This is a genomic window from Agrobacterium sp. ST15.13.013 (assembly GCF_027956525.1).
GTDB lineage: Bacteria > Pseudomonadota > Alphaproteobacteria > Rhizobiales > Rhizobiaceae > Agrobacterium > Agrobacterium salinitolerans.
Map to the genome: position 1 here is coordinate 40,183 of NZ_JAQKGP010000010.1, position 21,771 is coordinate 61,953.

The 21,771-nt window shown below is 60.0% G+C and carries 12 protein-coding genes; 8 read left to right on the forward strand and 4 right to left on the reverse strand.

Annotation, left to right across the window (positions count from 1 at the left end; translation table 11 throughout):
- Positions 1 to 5 precede the first annotated feature (5 nt).
- On the reverse strand, positions 6 to 1,451 hold the full coding sequence (locus PL597_RS12095) for an FAD-binding oxidoreductase (protein ID WP_271365235.1): 1,446 nt from the start codon (positions 1,449 to 1,451) through the stop codon (positions 6 to 8).
- Positions 1,452 to 1,666: 215 nt separating this feature from the next.
- Between PL597_RS12095 and denD the strand changes: the two genes are divergently transcribed.
- From denD to PL597_RS12115, 4 genes are all read left to right on the forward strand, one after another.
- On the forward strand, positions 1,667 to 2,653 hold the full coding sequence (gene denD / locus PL597_RS12100) for a D-erythronate dehydrogenase (protein WP_271365236.1): 987 nt from the start codon (positions 1,667 to 1,669) through the stop codon (positions 2,651 to 2,653).
- Complete coding sequence (locus PL597_RS12105; protein ID WP_269826570.1) at positions 2,650 to 3,552, forward strand: NAD(P)-dependent oxidoreductase; 903 nt, start codon at positions 2,650 to 2,652, stop codon at positions 3,550 to 3,552. Before denD ends, PL597_RS12105 begins: the two co-directional genes overlap by 4 nt.
- A gap of 9 nt (positions 3,553 to 3,561) precedes the next feature.
- On the forward strand, positions 3,562 to 5,346 hold the full coding sequence (locus tag PL597_RS12110; RefSeq protein ID WP_269824802.1) for an IlvD/Edd family dehydratase: 1,785 nt from the start codon (positions 3,562 to 3,564) through the stop codon (positions 5,344 to 5,346).
- 112 nt (positions 5,347 to 5,458) lie between these two features.
- Positions 5,459 to 6,433 carry a threonine ammonia-lyase gene (locus tag PL597_RS12115; RefSeq protein ID WP_137412315.1) on the forward strand — a complete coding sequence of 325 codons (975 nt, stop codon included), beginning with the start codon at positions 5,459 to 5,461 and terminating at the stop codon, positions 6,431 to 6,433.
- Between the two features lie 8 nt (positions 6,434 to 6,441).
- On the opposite strand, the gene PL597_RS12120 is transcribed toward PL597_RS12115, so the two are convergent.
- Positions 6,442 to 7,545 carry an NAD(P)/FAD-dependent oxidoreductase gene (locus PL597_RS12120; protein ID WP_271365237.1) on the reverse strand — a complete coding sequence of 368 codons (1,104 nt, stop codon included), beginning with the start codon at positions 7,543 to 7,545 and terminating at the stop codon, positions 6,442 to 6,444.
- 229 nt (positions 7,546 to 7,774) lie between these two features.
- Between PL597_RS12120 and PL597_RS12125 the strand changes: the two genes are divergently transcribed.
- Complete coding sequence (locus PL597_RS12125; RefSeq protein ID WP_003505150.1) at positions 7,775 to 7,918, forward strand: hypothetical protein; 144 nt, start codon at positions 7,775 to 7,777, stop codon at positions 7,916 to 7,918.
- Between the two features lie 76 nt (positions 7,919 to 7,994).
- On the opposite strand, the gene PL597_RS12130 is transcribed toward PL597_RS12125, so the two are convergent.
- Positions 7,995 to 9,173, reverse strand: a complete 1,179-nt coding sequence (locus tag PL597_RS12130; protein WP_271365239.1) for a M20 aminoacylase family protein — start codon at positions 9,171 to 9,173, stop codon at positions 7,995 to 7,997.
- 576 nt (positions 9,174 to 9,749) lie between these two features.
- Between PL597_RS12130 and PL597_RS12135 the strand changes: the two genes are divergently transcribed.
- Positions 9,750 to 18,245 carry a GH36-type glycosyl hydrolase domain-containing protein gene (locus tag PL597_RS12135; protein ID WP_271365240.1) on the forward strand — a complete coding sequence of 2,832 codons (8,496 nt, stop codon included), beginning with the start codon at positions 9,750 to 9,752 and terminating at the stop codon, positions 18,243 to 18,245.
- Positions 18,246 to 18,642: 397 nt separating this feature from the next.
- Positions 18,643 to 18,771: a hypothetical protein gene (locus PL597_RS12140; protein ID WP_269824805.1), complete on the forward strand. Its 129-nt coding sequence runs from the start codon at positions 18,643 to 18,645 to the stop codon at positions 18,769 to 18,771.
- Positions 18,772 to 18,869: 98 nt separating this feature from the next.
- Here the strand turns inward: PL597_RS12140 and PL597_RS12145 are convergent, their stop codons facing one another.
- Positions 18,870 to 20,636, reverse strand: coding sequence for a glucan ABC transporter ATP-binding protein/ permease (locus PL597_RS12145; protein ID WP_077985439.1), 1,767 nt, complete (start codon positions 20,634 to 20,636; stop codon positions 18,870 to 18,872).
- 339 nt (positions 20,637 to 20,975) lie between these two features.
- On the opposite strand from PL597_RS12145, the gene PL597_RS12150 reads away from it, so the two are divergent.
- A complete protein-coding gene (locus PL597_RS12150) occupies positions 20,976 to 21,713 on the forward strand; it encodes a helix-turn-helix transcriptional regulator (RefSeq protein WP_077985440.1) in 738 nt (245 codons plus the stop codon).
- Positions 21,714 to 21,771 lie beyond the last annotated feature (58 nt).

A 21,771-nucleotide genomic window follows, 5' to 3' on the forward strand; every position in this document is an offset into this window, starting at 1 on the left:
CTCGATTAGCTATCCGGTTGCAGGGTTATCTGGCAACCGGGATTCATCCGCAAATCAGGGTCGAAGGCGTTTTTCAGACCCGTGATCATCCGGCGCTGCACATCAGATAGCCGGCTTTCGAAATCAGAGCGTTTCAGGCGGCCGATGCCGTGTTCGGCGCTGATGCTGCCGATGTAGCGGTCGAGGACCTCGTTAACGAGTGTCTTGGACTTGTAGATAAATGCTTCGCGCTCTTCCGGCGTCGAACCGTTCGGCGGCAGCACGTTGAGGTGGACGTTGCCGTCTCCGACATGGCCGTAGGAAACCGCCAGGCACTCCGGCAGTTTTTCCGCCAGTTCCGCCTCGGCTTCTGCCACGAAAGCGGCGAGTTTCGACAAGGGCACGGAAATGTCGGTGCGCATATGTGCGCCGCGCAGCGCCTGCCCTTCGTTCATGCCTTCGCGGAACAGCCACAGCGATTGCGCCTGTGTCCGTGAAGAAGCGATCACGCCGTCCAGCACCAAGCCGTCTTCCATCACACCCTCAAGGAAGCGGCCCATCAGGTCGGCCGTGTCCACCAGACCGGAGCCTGAAATTTCCATCAGCACGTAAGCGGGGTAATCGCCGGCAATCGGCATTTTCAGGTCGGGTATAGCTTCGATCGCCAGCGTGAAGGCGACAGGCGGCATGAATTCGAAGGCGGACATCAGGTCGCAGCATTCGCGGCGCGCGCGGCGGTAAAGCTTGATGGCATCATCAAGCGAATCGAGGCCGAGCAGCGCCGTCTCGACATGTTCAGGATTAGGGTAAAGCTTGACGGCAACGGCTGTGACGATGCCGAGCGTTCCTTCCGCGCCGATGAAGAGCTGCTTCAGATCGATGCCGCGATTATCCTTGCGCAGCGTCGAAAGCCCGTTCCAGATGGTGCCATCTGGAAGGACCACTTCCAGACCCAGCACGAGTTCGCGGGTCATGCCGTAGCGCAGGACATTGATGCCGCCCGCATTGGTGGAGACGTTGCCGCCGATGCGGCAGCTGCCCTGTGCGCCGAGCGACAGCGGGAAGAACATACCCTTTTCCTCAACCGCATCCTTGAATTCCGAGAGAATGCAGCCGGCCTCCACGACGGCGGAAAAATCGTCGCTATCGATGGTGCGGATGGCGTTCATGCGCTCGAGGCTCAATACGACCTGACGCTTGGGGGCATCGGGAATGCCGCCGAGCACCAGACCGGTATTCCCGCCCTGGGGGATGATGGAGAGGCCGAGTTCGGCGCAGGCGCTGACCGTGTCGGAAACTTCCTTCGTCGAACGGGGGCGGATAACGGCCACGGCCGAGCTGGTGACGTCGCCATGCCAGTCGCGGCAATAGCGCAGCATGTCCTCTTGCGATGTCAGCAGCAAAGCTTCGCCCAGCCTGTTCTTCAGCGAGAACCGCAGTTCCTCGATGTCGTGTTCGCTCACGATCGTCATTTCACCCTCTCCGTCCAATCCGCCCTAAAGTGCCCGGGCAAGGGACGTGCCTTGATTTTGCCGGCGCCCTTGCTTTTTCCAGTTTGTAAAAAAATACTATTTTCAACTCGATCATATAAGGTTATCAGACAACCTTACAAGCTAATTTATCGGTCGGTCGGCCGATGATGTTTTTTCGGTCTCGGGAGAATGGTCGGGACAAAGAGGAGGAAGACATGCATATCGCAATCATCGGCGCCGCAGGCATGGTTGGCCGCAAGCTGACGCAGCGTCTCGTCAAGGATGGATCGCTGGGCGGCAAGCCGGTCGAGAAATTCACGCTTATCGACGTGTTCCAGCCTGAAGCGCCTACCGGCTTTTCTGGTGCTGTCGATGCACGCGCGGCCGACCTCTCCGCACCGGGTGAGGCTGAAAAGCTGGTCGAAGTCCGGCCGGACGTCATCTTCCACCTTGCCGCCATCGTCTCCGGCGAAGCTGAACTCGATTTTGACAAGGGCTACCGCATCAACCTCGACGGCACGCGTTATCTCTTCGACACCATCCGCATCGCCAACGGCAAGGATGGTTACAAGCCGCGCGTGGTTTTCACCTCGTCTATCGCCGTCTTCGGCGCGCCGCTGCCCTATCCGATCCCGGACGAGTTCCACTCCACGCCATTGACCAGCTACGGCACGCAGAAAGCGATCTGCGAGCTGCTGCTTTCCGATTACAGCCGTCGCGGTTTCTTCGATGGTATCGGCATTCGCCTGCCGACCATCTGCATCCGCCCCGGCAAGCCGAATGCGGCCGCCTCCGGCTTCTTCTCCAATATTCTGCGCGAGCCGCTGGTCGGCCAGGAAGCGGTGCTGCCGGTGCCTGAGAGCATTCGCCACTGGCACGCTTCGCCGCGTTCCGCCGTCGGCTTCCTCATCCATGGCGCAACGATTGACGTGGAAAAGGTCGGCCCGCGTCGCAACCTGTCGATGCCAGGCCTCAGCGCCACCGTCGGCGAGCAGATCGAAGCGCTGCGCAAGGTCGCCGGCGAAAAGGCCGTTGCCCTCATCCGCCGCGAGCCGAATGAAATGATCATGCGCATGTGTGAAGGCTGGGCCCCCGGTTTCGAAGCCAAGCGCGCCCGCGAACTCGGCTTTACGGCTGAAAGCTCGTTCGAAGAAATCATTCAGGTTCATATCGAGGACGAACTGGGAGGTTCACTGAAATGAGTGCTGGCGGGGAGGAGAAGAAGCGGTCTGTCGCCTTTATCGGTACGGGCCTGATGGGCGGGCCGATGGCCCGGCGTCTGCTGGGCGCCGGCTTTTCGGTCACCGTCTGGAACCGTAGCGCCGATAAGGCCGAGGCGCTTGTTGCCGATGGCGCGGTCGTCGCTGCATCGCCGGCGGAGGCAGCCAGGGGCGCCGATATCGTCATCACCATGCTGAGCGACGGCAAGGCCGTGGGCGAGGTGCTTTTCGAGGCTGGCGTGGCCGAAGCGCTGAAAAAGGGTGCTGTCGTGATCGACAGCAGCTCGATTGCGCCGCCGATTGCGCGAGAACATTCCTCCCGGCTTCAGTCGTTGGGCATCCATCACGTCGATGCGCCGGTTTCCGGCGGTGTGCCGGGCGCGACGGCCGGTACGCTCGCCATCATGGCCGGTGGGGACGAGACGCTGATCTCGGGTCTTGCCGATGTTTTCGCGCCGATGGGCCGGCTCACCTATGTCGGTCCCTCGGGTGCCGGCCAACTGTGCAAGCTCGCCAACCAGCAGATCGTCGCCATCACCATCGGCGCGGTTGCCGAGGCGATGATGCTGGTGGAAGCGGGCGGCGCATCGCGTGAAGGGTTCCGTAACGCCATTCGCGGCGGTTTTGCCGAAAGCCGGATCCTGGAACTGCATGGCGACCGCATGGTGAAGCGCAATTTTGTGCCGGGCGGTCCGTCCAAGTTCCAGCTCAAGGATCTGAACGGCGTGCTGGCGACGGCCAAGGATCTCGCTCTCACCCTGCCGCTCACCCAGCAAGTCACGCGGGAATTTGATGATTTCGTCGGTGACGGCGGGGCCGATATCGATCATAGCGGCATCCTGCTTTACCTCGAAAAACTGAACAACCGGGAACAGGGCTGAAGCGATCTCATGAGCGACGACAAGACACCGATGCGCCGTTTGCGGTCGCAGGACTGGTTCGATAATCCCGACCATCTCGACATGACGGCGCTCTATCTGGAGCGTTTCATGAATTACGGCGTGACGCCGGAAGAACTGCGCTCCGGCAAGCCGGTCATCGGCATCGCCCAGAGCGGCAGCGACCTGACGCCCTGTAACCGCGTCCACGTGGAGCTGGTCAAGCGGGTGCGGGACGGTATTCGTGACGCGGGCGGCATTCCCATCGAGTTTCCGACCCATCCGATGTTCGAAAACTGCAAGCGCCCGACAGCGGCGCTCGACCGCAATCTTGCCTATCTGAGCCTCGTGGAGGTGCTTTACGGTTATCCGCTCGACGGCGTCGTTTTGACCACGGGCTGCGACAAGACTACGCCTTCGGCGCTGATGGCGGCAAGCACGGTGGATATTCCAGCCATCGTTCTATCCGGCGGGCCGATGCTCGACGGTTATCATGACGGCGATCTGGTCGGTTCTGGCACCGTCATCTGGCGCATGCGCCGTAAATACGGTGCTGGCGAAATCACCCGCGAGGAATTCTTGCAGGCGGCGCTCGAATCCGCGCCTTCGGTCGGCCATTGCAACACCATGGGCACCGCGTCCACCATGAATGCCATGGCGGAGGCGCTCGGCATGTCGCTCACCGGCTGCGGCGCGATCCCTGCAGCTTACCGTGAACGCGGCCAGATGGCCTATCGCACCGGCCGCCGTGCCGTCGAGCTGGTTGTCGAGAACATCAAGCCCTCCGACATCATGACGCGCGAGGCGTTTTTGAACGCGATCCGCGTCAATTCGGCGATTGGCGGCTCCACCAATGCCCAGCCACATCTGGCGGCCATGGCGAAACATGCGGGCGTGGAGCTTCGCGAGGAGGACTGGCAGGTTCACGGCTACGACATTCCGCTCCTTGCCAATGTCCAGCCGGCCGGTAAATGGCTGGGAGAGAAATATCACCGCGCCGGCGGCACGCCCGCCATCATGTGGGAGCTTCTCAACGCAGGCAAGCTCGATGGAGGCTGTCCGACCGTAACCGGCAAAACCATGGCGGAAAATCTTGAAGGCCGGGAATCCACCGACCGTGACGTGATCCTGCCTTACGATAAGCCACTCAAAGAAAGGGCCGGTTTCCTCGTTCTCAAGGGCAATCTGTTCGATTTCGCCATCATGAAGACGAGCGTTATCTCGGCGGAATTCCGCCAGCGCTATCTGAGCGAGCCGGGCCGCGAGGGAATTTTCGAGGGCAAATGTGTGGTGTTCGACGGTTCGGAAGACTATCACGCCCGTATCAACGATCCGTCCCTTGATATCGATGAGCGCACTATTCTCGTCATTCGCGGTGCGGGGCCGCTCGGCTGGCCGGGTTCGGCTGAGGTCGTCAACATGCAGCCGCCGGATGCGTTGTTGAAAAAGGGTATCACCAGCCTGCCGACGATCGGCGACGGCCGGCAGTCGGGAACGGCGGACAGCCCGTCCATCCTCAACGCCTCGCCGGAAAGCGCGGCGGGCGGCGGACTGGCATGGCTGCGCACCGGCGATGTGATCCGCATCGATTTCAATGAAGGCGAGTGCAATGCGCTGGTGGCGGAGGCGGAGCTGGAAGCGCGCAAGGCTGACGGCATTCCCGCTGTTCCCGCGGATGCGACACCATGGCAGCGCATCTATCGTAAATCCGTAACCCAGCTTTCGGATGGCGCGGTTCTGGAAGGTGCCGCAGATTTCCGCCGGATTGCCGAGAAGATGCCCCGGCACAATCATTGATCGCATAGGACAAAATCCCCGGCCATGCCTGGGGATTTTTCTTTTCCAGGCGGTTTCGCAATTGAGTGCGACCTCTTAATGTACCCGCAAATCCGCATCACAGGGGCATGACATGACAGATATTTCGATGATAGAAGCCGCGCGTGGGCGCATCGGCAACCATGCGGTTCGCACACCGCTTCTTTCATCCTCTTTTCTGGACGAAATTGCCGGGCGAAAGCTGTTCGTGAAGGCTGAATGCCTGCAACGAACCGGTTCTTTCAAGTTTCGCGGCGGCTGGTCGGCCGTCTCCGGCCTTCCGGCGGAGGTGCGCGCCAAGGGCGTGATCGCCTTTTCCTCCGGCAACCATGCGCAGGGTGTGGCGCTTGCCGCGAAGCTGCACAATGTTCCTGCCGTTATCATCATGCCGTCGGATGCGCCGAAGATCAAAATCGAAAATACCCGCGCTTATGGCGCAGAGGTCGTGCTTTATGACCGGGCAAACGAAGATCGCGATGCCATTGGAGATCGCCTTTCGAACGAGCGTGGGCTGACGCTTATAAGGCCCTATGACGAACCGCTGGTCATTGCCGGGCAGGGAACAGTGGGACTGGAGATTGCTGAACAGGGCGCGGAACTGGGCATCGATGCGGCGGAGGTTCTGGTGCCTTGCGGTGGCGGTGGCCTCACATCCGGCGTCTCCCTTGCGCTTTCGGCAAAAGCGCCGAACTACAAGGTCAGAACTTCAGAACCGGAACGGTTCGACGATGTGGCCCGCTCCCTTGCCTCGGGCAGGATCGAGCGTAACGCCACGACCTCGGGTTCGATCTGCGACGCGATCGTCACGCCGCAGCCCGGCAATATCACCTTCCCGATCATGGCGGGGCTTTGCGGAAAAGGCGTCGTCGTGACCGAAGATGAGGCGCTGCGTGCGACGGTTCTCGCTTTCAACCGGCTGAAGATCGTTGTTGAACCCGGCGGCGCGGTGGCCCTGGCGGCGGCGCTATTTCATGGCGATGAACTGGAAAGCGAAACGGTGATCGCAGTTGCTTCCGGCGGCAATATCGATCCGCAGATCATGGCCGGCGCGCTGTCCCGTTTCGGGTGAGGTTGAGATCAGGCCTCGAAGCGTGCTGCGACCTCCCCGGCAATTGCCAGCGAGGCGGTAAGTCCGGGGCTTTCTATGCCGAAAAGATTGACGAGGCCGGCAAGACCGTGTGTTTCCGCCCCATCGATGCGGAAGTCCATGGCCGGTTCGTCCGGACCGGAAATCTTTGGCCGGATACCGGAATAGGCCGGGATCAGCGCGTGATCGGGAAGACCTGGCCAATAGCGCCTTATAGCGTCTCCAAAACCCTCCATGCGGCGGGGATCGACGGCATAGTCGACTGTGTCCACCCACTCCACATCCGGCCCGAAACGGGTCTGGCCAGCGAGATCGAGCGTGAGATGCACGCCGAGACCATGGGTGTGCGGCGCGGGGTAGATCAGCCGTGAAAAGGGCGACTTGCCAGCCAGCGAAAAATAGCTGCCCTTGGCGAAACGCGCCTGCGGGATCACTTCGTCCGGCACTCCTTCGATCTTCCTCGCCACCATCGGTGCGACAAGGCCGGCAGAATTGACGAGCAGCCGGCATGTCAGGCTGGTGGGCTCTGCGCCTCCGACGTGAATCCGGAAACCATCGCGGATCACTTCTGCCTTTTCGAAGGGTGCGTTCAGGGCAAGGGCAGCGCCGTGATCCTGCGCGTCTCCAAGGAGCGCCAGCATATAACCATGGCTGTCGATGATACCGGTCGAGGGCGATATCAGGGCTGCGACGCAGGCGAGTGCGGGTTCGAGCAGGAGCGCCTGTCGCGCATCGACTAGCTCGAGGTCGTCGCAGCCGTTAGCTATGCCTTTTTCGCGCAGGGCGGCGAGCATGGCCACCTCTTCATCGCGCGTGGCGACGATGAGCTTGCCACAGCGGCGATGTGAAACGCTGTGGCTTTGGCAGAAGGCGTAAAGCCGCTCCTTGCCCTCCACGCAAAGTCGGGCCTTGAGGCTTCCGGTTGGATAATAGAGCCCGGCGTGAATGACTTCGCTGTTGCGGGAGGAGGTGGCCGAGCCGAATTCCTTCCCGCTTTCGAGGATAATGGCGGAAAGGCCACGTATCGCCAGTTCGCGCGCTGTCGCCAGCCCTATCACCCCGGCTCCGATGATGATGGCGTCGATATCCGTCATGGTGTTTTCCGTGCCCGCCAGTGGTTTTGAGAGGAGATGCCCTCCGCCGCGCTGATCCTGCGCCATGGGTAGATTGATGCTTGCCGGTGGGCAAGTCGCAATCGGTATTTTTCCCGATGCGCCAATCTTATGGAATTTTATCTCTACGGAAACAGTGGGGAATAAAGCTATTTTACAAGCGAGATAAGCAATGCCCGCTTTGAAGGGCCGAGCAGGCAAGGAGTATACAATGTCTTATTCCAAGGCAGGAAAAGTAAAAGACTTTGTCTCGCAGCCCCAGTCGCCGCGCAACTGGAAAGATTCGGTACATGCGGCTCTTGTCGGCGTCTGTGTGGCTTTTGTCGCCGCCGTCATCTTCGGTCTCGTTCCCTAATCCTCCCGATTTTCTCATCAGGTAATTTGAGAATAAAAGGCCGGTCGCTCCTCCGACCGGCCTTTTTCATGCCCATTCACGCCTTCAGGTAATCTTCCGCCAGATCGACCCAGAATGCGGTTCCGATCGGCAGGATATCGTCGTTGAAATCGAATTTCGGATGATGCAGCGGCGGGTCGTTATCGGTGCGGGCGGTGCCGAGGAAGAAATAACAGCCGGGCCGTTTCTCCAGCATATAGGCGAAGTCTTCCGCACCCATCGACGGCCGCTGCATCTGCGCCACCTTGTCAGCCCCGGCAAAACGCCGGGCGAGATCGGCGACATAGTCCGTTTCCGTCTTGTGGTTGATCGTTGCGTTATATCCGCGCTCATAGTCGATGGTGACGCTCATGCCGTAGCTGGCGGCCTGGCCTTCGGCTATCGCCCGGATGCGCTTTTCCAGCTCGTCGCGCACGCCCGGATCGAAGGAGCGGATGGTCAGCAGCATTTCCGCCGTTTCGGGAATGACATTGCTGGCAGCACCGGCATGGAACGCGCCAACCGTGACGACCGCCGATAATTGTGGATGGATGTTGCGTGACACCACGGTTTGCAGCGCCATGATGATGCTTGCGCCGGCAACGATGGGGTCGGCTGCATCCTGGGGTTCGGCGCCGTGGCCGCCGTAGCCGTTGACGGTAATCTTGCACTCGTCGACGGCGGCAAGGATCGGCCCGTCACGCAGCACGAATTGCCCGAAGGGCACACCGGGATCGTTATGCAGGGCAAAAACCGCATCGCAGGGAAAACGTTCGAACAGCCCGTCCTCGATCATGATGCGGGCGCCGCCGAAATTCTCTTCCGCGGGCTGGAAAATCAGATGCAGGGTTCCGTTGAAATTTTTACGCTCCGCGATGATCTTCGCCGCGCCGAGCAGCATGGCGGTGTGGCCGTCATGGCCGCAGGCGTGCATTACGCCCTGATTGGCGCTCGCATAATCCACCCCGGTTTCCTCGTGGATCGGCAGGGCGTCGATATCGGCGCGGATGCCGAGCGTGCGGGTGCTGTCGCCATTGCGCAGGGTAGCAACGACACCCGTTCCGGCCAGCCCCCGCGTAACCTCATAGCCCAGCGCGGCCAACTGTTCGGCAATAAAATCCGACGTCTTGAACTCCGAAAGGCCGATTTCGGGATTGCGGTGCAGGTGGCGGCGAATGGCCACCACATCCGCCATATGATTGGCAAAGGATACGAGATTTGCGGTCTGTTTGGTCATTTTTTAAAGTCCCGGGTTCGGCCGTTTTTCCGGCGCCTTTTGCAAATGACATAGCAGCATATGCAACCATGCGTAAGGGGCGTGGCCTGCCCTGAAACGCGCTGAAATTCAGCGCTTGCATCGTGCCGCGACAGGTGGCATGGAACTATTGACGTCCTGGGGCATTAGCTTCTTTCGGATGTGGCGCGGACCTTCTCGGTTCGTGTTGCCTTTCAGGTTGTCAACGGGGGATTATCGGACGTTGCGCCAACAATTTTCGCCATCGGGGAGGGTGCGAAATCCGGTCGGAACGGCAATGCCGGGCCGAACGACGCCGCTTTCTTCTCTTCATCGAAAGCGCCCCGTCCGCGTCGATCTCCAGCTTCGCACACATCCCGGAATAATGACGCTGCAGCATGATGTGCCTGCGGATGTTATGCGCTTGACGATCCGTTCCGCACAGCGTCTGGTCCGGTTCACCGAAGGTTCAGGATAAGTCATAAATATAGCGTGGCCCGATTTTCGTGTGTGTTCCCGCCACGGACGAATTGCCGGTCAAGTTGAACCAGTTTCCATAAAGTTCAGAATACGAGCCCGATGTCATTTCATATTACCCCGACCGCCGCCGCCCGTGATTCAGAGACGAAGCAGATCGATCACAACGATTCGATCCGCGCGTCCTATATGACGGTCGAGGAACTGCATGATGCGGGCGCCGCGCTTTCGCGCGATGGCGCCGACAGCCTTCCCGGCTTCATGGAGTTCGATTTCTTCGAGCGTCACCGCGAGAACGAGAAGGAAATCCTCAGGGTCTATCGTACGACTGCCGTCGATGCGGAAAATGGCGCGACAATAACGCCGGCGGCGGAATGGCTGCTCGACAACCATTACGTCATCGAAGAGGCGATCCAGGAAGTCCGTCGCGATTTTCCGCGCAAGTTCTATCGCCAGCTGCCGACGATGACGGTTGGCGGGGTGACTGTCCCGCGGGTTGTGGCGCTCGGCTGGCTTTATGTCGCCCATACCCACAGCACGGTTTCGCGCGAGAACATGACGGCGCTGGTGGATGGCTACCAGACGTCAAAGACGCTGCAGATCGGCGAATTGTGGGCTCTGCCGTCGATCATCCGTTTTGTGCTCATCGAAAATCTTCGCCGCATTTCCATCCGTGTGGAACGTTCGCGTCGCATGCGCCAGAAGGCGAATGAAGTCGTCGATGAAATCATTCGCCTCAACGATGCGGAAGCCTCGGCAGCGCTTCTCAAGCAGGTCGATTCGCTGGTCGACGACCCGACTTTCGCGACGCAGTTCCTTTATCGTCTGAGGAACGGCTCGCAAACCTCAGGTTTTGCCGTTGCCTGGCTTGAAGAGCGTCTTCATGCTGCCGGTACCGACGCCGAAAACATCATGATGTCGGAACATAATCGCTTAGCATCCGGCAATGTGACGATGGGCAACATCGTTAAGAGCCTGCGTGAAATCGACGACACCGAATGGTCGGTGTGGTTCGAGGAAGTCAGCCACATCGACAAGGTCCTGCGCGAAGAGACCGACTACGAGGTTCTCGATTTCGGTTCACGCAACACCTACCGCAATACAATCGAGCTTCTGGCGCGTCGCTCACCCAAGACCGAAGTCGAGGTTGCGCGCGCCGCTGTCGAAATGGCGCGTTCGGAGACGCCGGCCGGTGCGGATGAAACCCATCGCGTCAATGTCGGCTCCGTGCTTGTGGGCCAGCGCCGCTTCGAACTCGAAAAGGCTTTGGGGTACCGGCCCCTGGTGTCGCAGCATATTGTCCGGGCCATGCGCAAGTTCAACTGGCTCGCGATTGCGGCGCCGGTGCTGCTGATCACCGCGCTCGCCATGCTCGCCGTCGGCTGGTTCCTGGCGCAAGCCGGTATGCCCTGGTATGTTGTGACCGCCTTCCTGCTGATGTTCGCATTGCCCGCATCCGAAGGCGCAACCGGCCTCTTCAACACGCTCGTCACTTTCTTCGTGAAACCGTTCCGGCTTGTCGGATACGAGTTCAAGAATGGCATCCCGCAGGATGCCCGCACATTGGTTGCCGTGCCCTGCATGCTGACCAGCCGCGATAGCGTCGACGAGATGATGCGCAATATCGAGGTGCATTATCTCGCCAATCCGCATGGCGAGATCTACTTCTCGCTGGTGGGCGACTGGCGTGATGCGCAATATGAACAGTCCGACGACGATCTCGAAATTCTCGATTATGCCAAGCGCGAGCTTGCGGCGCTGAACAGCCGTTATGCCTTTGACGGCAAGACGCGCTTCTACCTGCTGCACCGCCGCCGCCTCTACAATCCGGCCGAAGGCTGCTGGATGGGCTGGGAGCGAAAGCGCGGCAAGCTGCATGAGCTGAACATGCTGCTGCGCGGCGACAAGGATACGACTTTCCTTGGCGGTGCGAACATCGTGCCGACCGATGTCAAATATGTCATGACGCTGGATGCCGACACGCGCCTGATGCGCGATGCGGTGACCAAGCTCGTCGGCAAGATGCACCATCCGATCAACCGCCCGAGGATCGATCCGGAATCCGGACGAGTTGTCGAAGGCTACGGTCTGCTGCAGCCGCGTGTGACGCCCTCGCTGACGACGGGCAAGGACGCCTCCGTCTTCCAGCGCGTCTTCTCGATCAATCGCGGTATCGACCCTTATGTCTTCACCGTTTCCGACGTCTATCAAGACCTGACTTCCGAAGGCACTTTCACCGGCAAGGGTCTTTACGATGTGGACGCCTTCGAAGCGGCGCTGAAGGGCCGGATCGAGGAGAATTCCATCCTCAGCCACGATCTGCTCGAAGGTTCCTTCGCGCGCTGCGCGCTGGTGACCGATGTGGAGCTGGTCGAGGATTTCCCGACCCGCTACGAGGTTGAAGTCTCGCGCCAGCATCGCTGGGCGCGTGGCGACTGGCAGCTGCTTCCCTTCATCCTTGACCGTGCCCGTGGCGTTACCGCCATCGGCCGCTGGAAGATGGTCGACAATCTGCGTCGCTCGCTGACGCCGATCGCCTGGTTCTTCGCCTCGATCCTCGGCTGGTATTTCATGGATCCGCTCGGTGCGCTGATCTGGCAGATTCTGCTGATCTTCTCGCTGTTCGTCGCGCCCACGCTTTCCTTGCTGTCCGGACTCGTGCCGCGCTCCACCGATATCGTGCCACAGGCGCATTTCCACACCATCTGGTCCGAAATCCGCGCCACCAACGCACAGGTTGCGCTGCGCATCGTCTTCATCGCCGATGCCGCCTGCATGATGACGGATGCGATTGCACGTTCGCTGTACCGCCTGCTCGTCAGCCACAAGCTGATGCTGGAATGGCGCACCGCCGCCAGCATGCAGTCGAGCGCACAGGGCGGCATCGTCGATTATTACCGCCAGATGTGGCATGCGCCTGTCGTGGCCATGCTGGGGCTGTTGTTTGCGTCGCTGCCGGGCGACAACGCCTTCCTGATCGGTATCCCTTTTACGCTTCTTTGGGTTCTGTCCCCGGCCGTCGCCTGGTATGTCAGCCAGTCTGCTGAAACCGAAGACCGATTGTTCGTTTCGGAGCATGTCTCCTTCGAACTTCGCAAGATCGCGCGTCGCACCTGGCGTTATTACGAGACCTTCGTGACAGCGCAGGAAAATCACCTGCCGCCGGACAACTTCCAGGAAACGCCGGAGCCGATTGTCGCTTCGCGTACCTCTCCCACCAATATCGGCGTCTATCTGCTTTCCATCATTTCGGCGCGCCAGTTCGGCTGGATCAGCTTTGCCGATACGCTGGAGCGGATCGAGAACACGATCCAGACCGTCGAGAAGATGGAGAAGTATCGCGGCCATCTCTACAACTGGTATCATACCGACACCTTGCAGACGCTTGGGCCGCGTTATGTTTCGGCAGTGGATAGCGGCAACCTCGCCGGCCATCTGATTGCGGTTTCGTCCGCCTGCCGCGATTGGGCGGAGGCGCCGTCCGCGCATCTTCAGGGTAATCTGGACGGTATTGGTGATCTTGCCGGCATTCTGCGCGAAACGCTGAAGGCATTGCCGGACGATCGCAAGAACCTGCGACCGCTGCATCGCCGGCTTGAAGAGCGCATCATCGGCTTCTCGAACGCCCTTGCGTCCGTCAAGCGCGAGCATGAATTCGCCTCGATCCGTGTCATCAATCTCGCGGTTCTTGCGCGTGATATCCAGAAACTCGCCACCAACGTCGATCACGAGGTGAAATCCGCGCAGAGCGCGGAAGTGACGCGCTGGGCGCAATTGCTCGTCGATTGCTGCGAGGCGCATATTTCAGACAGCGCCATCGACCTCACCAACATGGAGCCGCTGCGACAGCGTCTCGCATCGCTGCGCGACCGCAGCCGCAACCTCGCCTTCTCGATGGATTTCACGTTCCTTTACCGCAAGGATCGCCGTCTTCTGTCGATCGGTTACCGCGTCGAAAGCAAGGAGCTCGACGAGGCCTGCTACGACCTTCTGGCTTCCGAATGCCGCCTGACCAGCCTGTTTGCCATCGCAAAAGGCGATCTGCCGACGGAACACTGGTATCGTCTTGGCCGTCAGGTCGTGCCAATCGGTGCGCAGGGCGCGTTGGTGTCGTGGTCGGGTTCGATGTTCGAATATCTGATGCCTCCGCTCGTCATGCAGGAGCGTCAGGGCGGCATTCTCAACCAGACCAACAATCTGATCGTCAAGGAACAGATGAACCACGGCCGCCGTCTCGGCACGCCATGGGGCATTTCCGAAGCGGCGTTCAACGCCCGCGATCACAACATGAACTACCAGTACACCAACTTCGGTGTACCGACCCTTGGCCTCAAGCGTGGTCTCGGCCAGAATGCGGTGATCGCGCCTTATGCGTCGATCCTCGCCAGCCAGTACGATCCCGACGGTGCACTCGAAAACCTCGACAAGCTGCGCAAGCTGGGCGCGCTTGGACAATATGGTTTCCATGATGCGGTGGATTTCACGCCGACGCGCGTACCGGACGGCAAGGTCTGTGCGGTGGTCTATAACTATTATGCTCACCACCACGGCATGTCGATTGCGGCCGTCGCCAACGTCGCTTTCGACGGCGTGCTGCGCGAACTCTTCCATTCCGATCCGGTGATCGAGGCGGCCGAACTGCTGTTGCAGGAAAAGGCGCCACGCGAAGTGCCCGTCATGAGCGCCAAATACGAGCCGGAAACCCCCGGCAAGGAACAGGCCGACCTGTTGCGTGCGGAAGTGCGCTCCATTGCCGATCCGGCGGTGCGCGACCGCGAAGTGGTGTTCCTCTCGAACGGCCATTATTCGACGATGCTCACCTCGACGGGTGCGGGTTATTCGAAGTGGAACGGACAGGCGATTTCCCGCTGGAAGGCGGATCCGACAGACGATCGATGGGGCACCTTCATCTTCCTGCGCGATACCACCAATGGACAATGGTGGAGTGCGACGGCGGAGCCGCGTGTCATCGAGGGTGAAAAGACCAAGACGATCTTTACCGATGACAAGGCCGAGTTCCACAAGACAACAGGCGATCTGCAGAGTGTTGTCGAATGCATCGTCGCCACTGAGCATGATGCCGAAGGCCGCCGTATCACCCTGCTGAACGTCGGTTCCGAGGATCGCTACATCGAAGTGACATCCTATATGGAGCCGGTCATCGCGTCTGAGGATGATGACAACGCTCATCCGCTCTTCTCGCGCATGTTTGTGCAGACGGAAATCGGCCGCCGCGGCGACGTCATCCGCGCCTGGCGCAACCGTCGCAGCCCGAACGAGCCTGGCACCGTCATCGCGCATCTGGCCGCCGACAATGCCGGCCCGTCGCGCCCGACGGAATTCGAAACGGATCGCGCCAAGTTCATCGGTCGCGGACGGTCGCTGCGCGAAGCCGCGGCTTTCGATGCCGGTGCAACGCTCTCCAGCACCGACGGTTTCACGCTCGATCCGATCCTCTCCCTTCGGCGCACCGTGCGCGTGCCGGCCGGCAAGAAGGTGAGCGTGATCTTCTGGACGATTGCCGCGCCAAGCCGCGAGGAAGTCGACAAGGCGATCGATCGCTATCGTCATCCGGACGCTTTCGCCCATGAACTCGTGCATGCCTGGACACGCACGCAGGTGCAGATGCGCCATGTGGGTGTCACCTCGCAGCAGGCGGCCGCCTTCCAACATCTCGGCCGTTATCTGACCTATCCCGACATGCATCTGCGTGCGGATTCGGAAACGCTGAAAACAGGCCTCGCCTCGCAGCGCTCTCTGTGGCCGCTTGCCATTTCGGGCGATTTCCCGATCTTCAGCCTGCGCATCAACGACGACATGGACATGGATATCGCCCGTGAGGCGCTGAGCGCCCACGAATATCTGCGTTCACGCGGCGTGATCTTCGATCTCGTCATCGTCAACGAACGCGCTGCGTCCTATGCCCAGGACATGCAGCATGCGCTCGATCATATCTCCGAGGCGCAGCGTCGTATCAATCCTGCCGATGGCGGACGCCCACATGTCTTCTCGGTACGCCGCGACCTGATGGACGAGGAAACATGGAATGCGCTTCTCGCCGCGTCGCGTGTCGTGCTGCATGTTCGCAACGGCAAGATCGTTGACCAGATCAACCGCGCAGTCTCGCTGTTTGCGGCCCATCGCGGCCCGGATGGCACGAGTGACGCGGCACAGGCCCGTCTGCCGGTCCCGGCCTTCCCTGTTACGGAACCGGTCGAGGACGCCGGCGATCTCGATTTCTGGAATGGTTTCGGCGGCTTTGCCAAAACCGGCCAGGAATATGTGGTGCGTCTGAATGGCGGGCAGTCCACGCCGCATCCATGGATCAACGTTATCTCGAACGAGAGTTTCGGCTTCCATATTTCGGCCGAAGGCGCCGGTTTCAGCTGGAGCCGCAATTCGCGTGACTACCAGTTGACGCCCTGGATCAATGACCCTGTTATCAACCGGCCGGGCGAGGCCTTCTATGTCGCCGATGTGGAAACAGGAAAGCTCTATACGCCCTGTGCCGCCTTGTCGCGCGATCCTGCAGCCATGTTCGAAACTCGCCATGGTCTCGGTTATTCGATCCTGACCGGCGTGGCGGATACGCTCGAAGTCGAGCTGACGCAGACCGTTGACCGTGAAAAACCGGTCAAGTTCTCGCAGGTCATCGTGCGCAACAAGGGTTCGAAAAGCCGCCGTCTCAAGGTCTATGCCTATGTCGAGTGGGTGCTCGGCAATAACGGCCAGAAATCCGCGCCGTTCATCCTGAGCAGGCATGATGCGGGCAGCAACGCGATCTTCGCGTCGAATCCCTACAGCATCGACTATAGCGCCCGCACTTCGTTCCTGACACTCGATAGCGAGGCAAGCGGCTTTACCACCAGCCGCCGGGAATTCATCGGTCGTTTCGGTTCGGCACAGGCGCCGCAGGGCATCGTGTCCGGTGCGGCGCTAAGTGGCACCACCGAGGTCGATGGCGATCCCTGCGCGGCACTGATGCAGGAAATCCACCTGAAGCCCGGCGAAGAACGGCACATGACCTTCATTCTCGGCGATGCCGACAATGCGGAAGAGGCCGAAGTACTGGTGAAGGATGCCCGCCAGGCGGACTTCCAGACGGTATTAGACGCGAGCAAGGAATTCTGGACGGGCTTTACCGGCCAGTTGCAGGTTTCCACGCCTGATGCGGGCTTCAACCACATGGTCAATAACTGGCTGCCCTATCAGGCGCTGGCCTGCCGCATTCTGGCGCGCACGGCTTTCTACCAGTCGAGCGGCGCCTTCGGCTTCCGCGATCAGTTGCAGGATACGCTGGCCTTCCTGCTCTACCAGCCGGAGCTTGCCCGCAAGCAGATCCTGCGCGCGGCTGGCCGCCAGTTCCCGGAAGGCGATGTACAGCACTGGTGGCTGCCGCTGACTGGTGCCGGTGTCCGCACGACCATCTCGGACGATGTGGTCTGGCTCGCTTATGCGATCAACCAGTACGTCTCAGCCACGGGCGATGTCGCCATCCTCGATGAGAGCATTCCCTTCCTGAAGGGCCCGGCATTGATGCCCGGCCAGCACGATGCTTTCTTCCAGCCGGAGACGAGCGACAGGTCCGTCACGCTTTACGAACATGCGGCGCTAGCGCTTGATCTCGCCATTCACCGTACCGGGGAGAACGGCCTGCCGCTGATCCTCGGCGGAGACTGGAACGACGGCATGAACCGTGTCGGCGTTGGCGGCAAGGGCACGAGCGTCTGGCTCGGCTGGTTCCTGTCAGGCGCATTGCGAGACTTCGTCGAGATCGCCGAGAAGCGTGGCGATACTGACCGCGTCGCCAAATGGTCGTCGCATCGGGAAAGGCTGCGCAATGCGCTGGAAACAGCGGGTTGGGATGGCAGCTATTACCGGCGCGGCTATTTCGATGACGGCACACCGCTAGGCTCGTCCGAAAGCGAGGAATGCCGGATCGATTCTCTCGGCCAGAGCTGGAGCGTTCTCTCCGGCGAAGGCGAAGAGGCTCGGTCGCAGCAGGCGATGGATGCGGTCATGTCGCATCTGGTCGATGAAAAGACCGGCATCATCCGGCTGTTCACGCCGCCCTTCTCGCGTGCGCCGCATGATCCGGGCTACATCAAGGGATATCCGCCGGGTGTGCGCGAAAACGGCGGACAATATACCCATGCGGCGACTTGGGTGGTTCTTGCGCTTGCCAAGCAAGGTCGTGCGCAGGAGGCATGGAACTGCTTCCAGCTGCTCAACCCCGTCAATCATGCGCTCGATGCGGCGGCGTCGGAAACCTATCGGGTCGAACCCTATGTGGTGACTGCGGATGTCTACGGTGAAGGCGCCTACGCCGGCCGTGGCGGGTGGAGCTGGTACACGGGTTCTGCCGGCTGGCTCTATCGTGCGGCCGTCGAGGGTATTCTCGGCATCACCCGCACCAACGGAGAGCTGCATATTTCGCCGTCGCTGCCAGAGGACTGGAGCGGTTTCTCGGTGAAGATCACGCTCGACGGGAAGGCAAAGGACATCGTCGTCAGCCGCAAGGCAGATACGGCGGCAGTTTCCGTTTCCGTCGATGGCAAGGTCCTGTCGGCAGATGATCGGGTGATTCCCTTCGACTAAGACGATCAGGTCTCCGTTCGCCTATAAACTCAGGCTCCCGTGGTAACGCGGGGGCCTGAATCTTTATGGGGCTACCCTGACCTCCGACTCAGCTTATGGGTCGGATCATGGCATGGCACCGGGCTTCCTTCGCAGCACTGGCTGGAAGGTGCTGCAGCGCCGAGACAGGCTCATATTGGCGAAGGCTTCGATGGCGCGGTGCCGGATCGTCCGGTACGGACTGTCTCGTCAATCCTTTCGAGAAAGCAGCAGTCACAAATAGTCGGTCGGTCGGAGGGGAATTATCCAGGAATTCAGCGCATCTTTCACAGAACTTGCGCTGTTGGCGTTGCTCACCGTTCTTTCGTTAACGTTGTCGTGTTGGCTGGCGCGCTGCCCACGGAAGACGAGCGTCGGAATGACGCTTGGCGTGGTGCTTGGAGTTTTCCTGATCAAACTCGCAGCTATCGTTGCCTTTCTGGGAACTGTCCTCCCATGCGCGCAGATTGATTTCTGGCTGGCAAGTTCCTTGACCGGAATTCTTTGATAGGCGACCTGTGATCTGGCGGGGTCGCCGGGAAGCGCACAAAGAAAAAGGGCGGACAACATGCTGTCCGCCCTGTCTTCATTCCGTCAGCCAGACCCTTAGGAGGCAATAGCCTTTGGCCGGGGTTGCTGGTTTTCGTCTTCCGTTAGCAGGCCGCTGGTGCGCAGTAGTGAGGTGAAGCGACCGCCGCGCTGGGTCAGTTCATCGAAGGTGCCCTTCTCGATGATCCGGCCCTGATCGAGGAAAAGAACGAGATCGGCATCGCGGACCGTGGAAAGGCGGTGCGCGATGATAAAGGTCGTGCGATTCTTTCGCAGCGCATCCACAGCGGCCTTCACACGGGCCTCGGTTTCCACGTCCAGCGCACTGGTTGCCTCATCGAGAACCAGAATGGGGGCGTTTTTCAGGATGGCGCGTGCAATGGCGATGCGCTGGCGCTCGCCGCCGGACAGGCGGTTGCCGCGTTCACCCACCTGGGTCAGATAGCCGTTGATGCGGCTGTCGATGAAATCCGTCGCCGCTGCTGCCGCCGCTGCTTCCACCACTTCCGCATCGGTGGCCGATTCACGGCCGAGGCGGATGTTTTCGCGAATGGAGCGGTTCAGCAGGCCCGCATCCTGAAACACCGTGGCGATGGAGTTGCGGAGCGAATTTTTCGTCACCGTCGAAATATCGGTTCCATCGATGAGTATCTGGCCGGAATCGGGGTCGTAGACCCGCTGCAGGAGATTGATGAGCGTGGTCTTGCCAGCGCCCGTCGGCCCGACGATCGCGACTGTCTCGCCGGCCTTGGCCGTGAACGAAACGTCGTGAACGCCCTGCTTGGTGTTGGCGAAACCGAAATTGATGTTGCGGAACTCCACGGTGCCGGAGACATTCGACAATTCGCGCGCATCGCCCGGTTCTTCCCGTTCCTTGACGGAATCTTCCAGCACGAAGAAATCCACGAGCTTGGCGCGGGCTTCGAAAATCTGCGTCACGAATTGGCGCATCTGGTCCAGACGGCCGATCAGGAGATTCGCGAAACCGATGAAGGCAATGACATCGCCAACGCGCAACTCACCGTTCTTCACCAGCATGGTACCGATGACGAGGATGATCATCATCGAAACGGTGGAGGCCGTGCGGTTAAGTGCACTGGCGAAGGCCCACCAGTCCAGCACAGGATATTGCGCGCTCAGCAGCTTTTCGGTGAAAGATTTCAGCGCTTTCGTTTCGGCCTCGATGCGGTTGTAGCTGTGCAGCACCGACACGTTGCTGATGGAGTCGCTGACATGGGCAAAAACGCTGTGATAATGCTCTTCGACCGAAGCCTGACCGTCTTTGGTGCGGCTCATCACCCACTTGCCGATGTACCAATAAACGATACCGAGGCCGATCAGCACGAAGCTGAGGCGCAGGTCCATGGACATGGCTGTCGGCACAAGCAGCACCAGTGCGACGAAGGTGGCCAGATGCGTGCGCATGAATTCGAGCCACAGGCCAAACAGCGTTTCGCTGGCGCGCAAAAGCGTGTGCAGGGCGTTGGAGGTGCCGCGCTGATGGTGCCAGGAGAGCGGCATTGAGATGATGCGCCCGAAGGCTTCCGTCAGAAGCGACGCGCGCCGGCCATGGGCCAGCCTGTCGGCCTCGCGGGCAACAGCCACATAAGCGACAGTGTTGAAGACACCGAAACCCGCCCACAAAATGAGGATGGGCGCGACATTTGTGCCGGAAGAGATGGCGTCGATGATCCGGCCGAACAGAACTGGTTCGGCGATGGTGATAGCTGCAAGAATGACGTTGGCGATGACGACCACCGTCACCCGCCATTTATGAACGGTCAGATAGCGCAGCGCGCGTGTGTAAACCTGAAACAAGGTCAAATTTTCAATCCAGTCCGAGCGTCTTTTTCGAGCGGTTGTTTGTTCGGCCTCAAGGCAAGTTATTTTAGCAAGGTTGCATGAGACGGCGAAATTTGTGTAATTATCGCTCTTTCTGTCTGAATGGCGGCTTAACAGATCGACCGCGCGTGCGAACCGAAAAAAACCGAACCTGATGTTTCCGGAGGCCTGCCGTCACAAGATTTCGCATCTTCGTTTCAGGGATTGCTAACGACGATATGTTCAATCTCAACCGACCGGCGCCCGAGTAACATGACGTCATCGCGGGACCATGTCCTTCGTGTCATTCCCTTCAAGCCAAGCTCCGGACCCCGTGTCTTTATGCATGATATTCTTCACTTCATCTCTGCGTGTTACCAAGCGGGAAGCGCCGACCGCGTTCGTTCTGAATTTGTAACGCTCATTCGCGAATACGGTTTCGAATATTTTCTCGTCAGCAGGCGGATGACCGGTGAGCTCGCCTCCACCGGACACATCCTCGCGCAACACCTGCCCGAAGGCTGGCTGGAGGTCTACAGGGCAAAAAAATACAATCTTGTCGATCCCGTCCGCAAAGTGATCGGCATGGTGCACAAGCCATTTCAGTGGAAGGAAGCGCTGGAGGGGCTGCCGCGTGCGATGCATCGCAAAAGGGCGAGCGTGTTTTTCCACGATGCCGGCCGGTACGGTCTGCAGGGTGGTTACGCCTTTCCCGTGCACGGCCGTGCGGGCTTCATCGGTGCGGTGTTCATTGGCGGCCAGGATCGGCAATTGCCCTCTTTGCAGGTGGAGTTACTGGATGCGGCCACGCGTGCCGTGTTCTGGCGCCTTCTCGATCTTTCCGGGCAGGCCCATGGTTTCAGCAATGCCCCTGACGTTTCCGCTCTCGAGCTTACGAGGCGCGAAATGGAGGTGTTGACGCTGATGGCGGACGGTATGACTTCCACCGAAATTGGACGCCAACTATCGATCTCCAACCACACGGTCGACTGGTACATCAACGGGATCCAGCGCCGTTTCAGCGCCAAGAACCGACAGCACACCGTAGCGCTTGCTTTTCGCCATGGTTTGCTGAGCTAGCGCAAACAGGACAGTTCTCGCCGGAATTGCTCTTTCCAAGACAGGGTTTTGCTGCTTA

Excerpts from the sequence above, each read along its gene's own strand:
- denD (WP_271365236.1), top strand. The coding sequence starts at position 1,667 with ATGCATATCGCAATCATCGGCGCCGCAGGCATGGTTGGCCGCAAGCTG.
- PL597_RS12135 (WP_271365240.1), top strand. The coding sequence starts at position 9,750 with ATGTCATTTCATATTACCCCGACCGCCGCCGCCCGTGATTCAGAGACG.
- PL597_RS12105 (WP_269826570.1), top strand. The coding sequence starts at position 2,650 with ATGAGTGCTGGCGGGGAGGAGAAGAAGCGGTCTGTCGCCTTTATCGGT.
- PL597_RS12125 (WP_003505150.1), top strand. The coding sequence starts at position 7,775 with ATGTCTTATTCCAAGGCAGGAAAAGTAAAAGACTTTGTCTCGCAGCCC.
- PL597_RS12150 (WP_077985440.1), top strand. The coding sequence starts at position 20,976 with ATGCATGATATTCTTCACTTCATCTCTGCGTGTTACCAAGCGGGAAGC.
- PL597_RS12115 (WP_137412315.1), top strand. The coding sequence starts at position 5,459 with ATGACAGATATTTCGATGATAGAAGCCGCGCGTGGGCGCATCGGCAAC.
- PL597_RS12130 (WP_271365239.1), bottom strand. The coding sequence starts at position 9,173 with ATGACCAAACAGACCGCAAATCTCGTATCCTTTGCCAATCATATGGCG.
- PL597_RS12140 (WP_269824805.1), top strand. The coding sequence starts at position 18,643 with ATGACGCTTGGCGTGGTGCTTGGAGTTTTCCTGATCAAACTCGCAGCT.
- PL597_RS12110 (WP_269824802.1), top strand. The coding sequence starts at position 3,562 with ATGAGCGACGACAAGACACCGATGCGCCGTTTGCGGTCGCAGGACTGG.
- PL597_RS12095 (WP_271365235.1), bottom strand. The coding sequence starts at position 1,451 with ATGACGATCGTGAGCGAACACGACATCGAGGAACTGCGGTTCTCGCTG.
- PL597_RS12120 (WP_271365237.1), bottom strand. The coding sequence starts at position 7,545 with ATGACGGATATCGACGCCATCATCATCGGAGCCGGGGTGATAGGGCTG.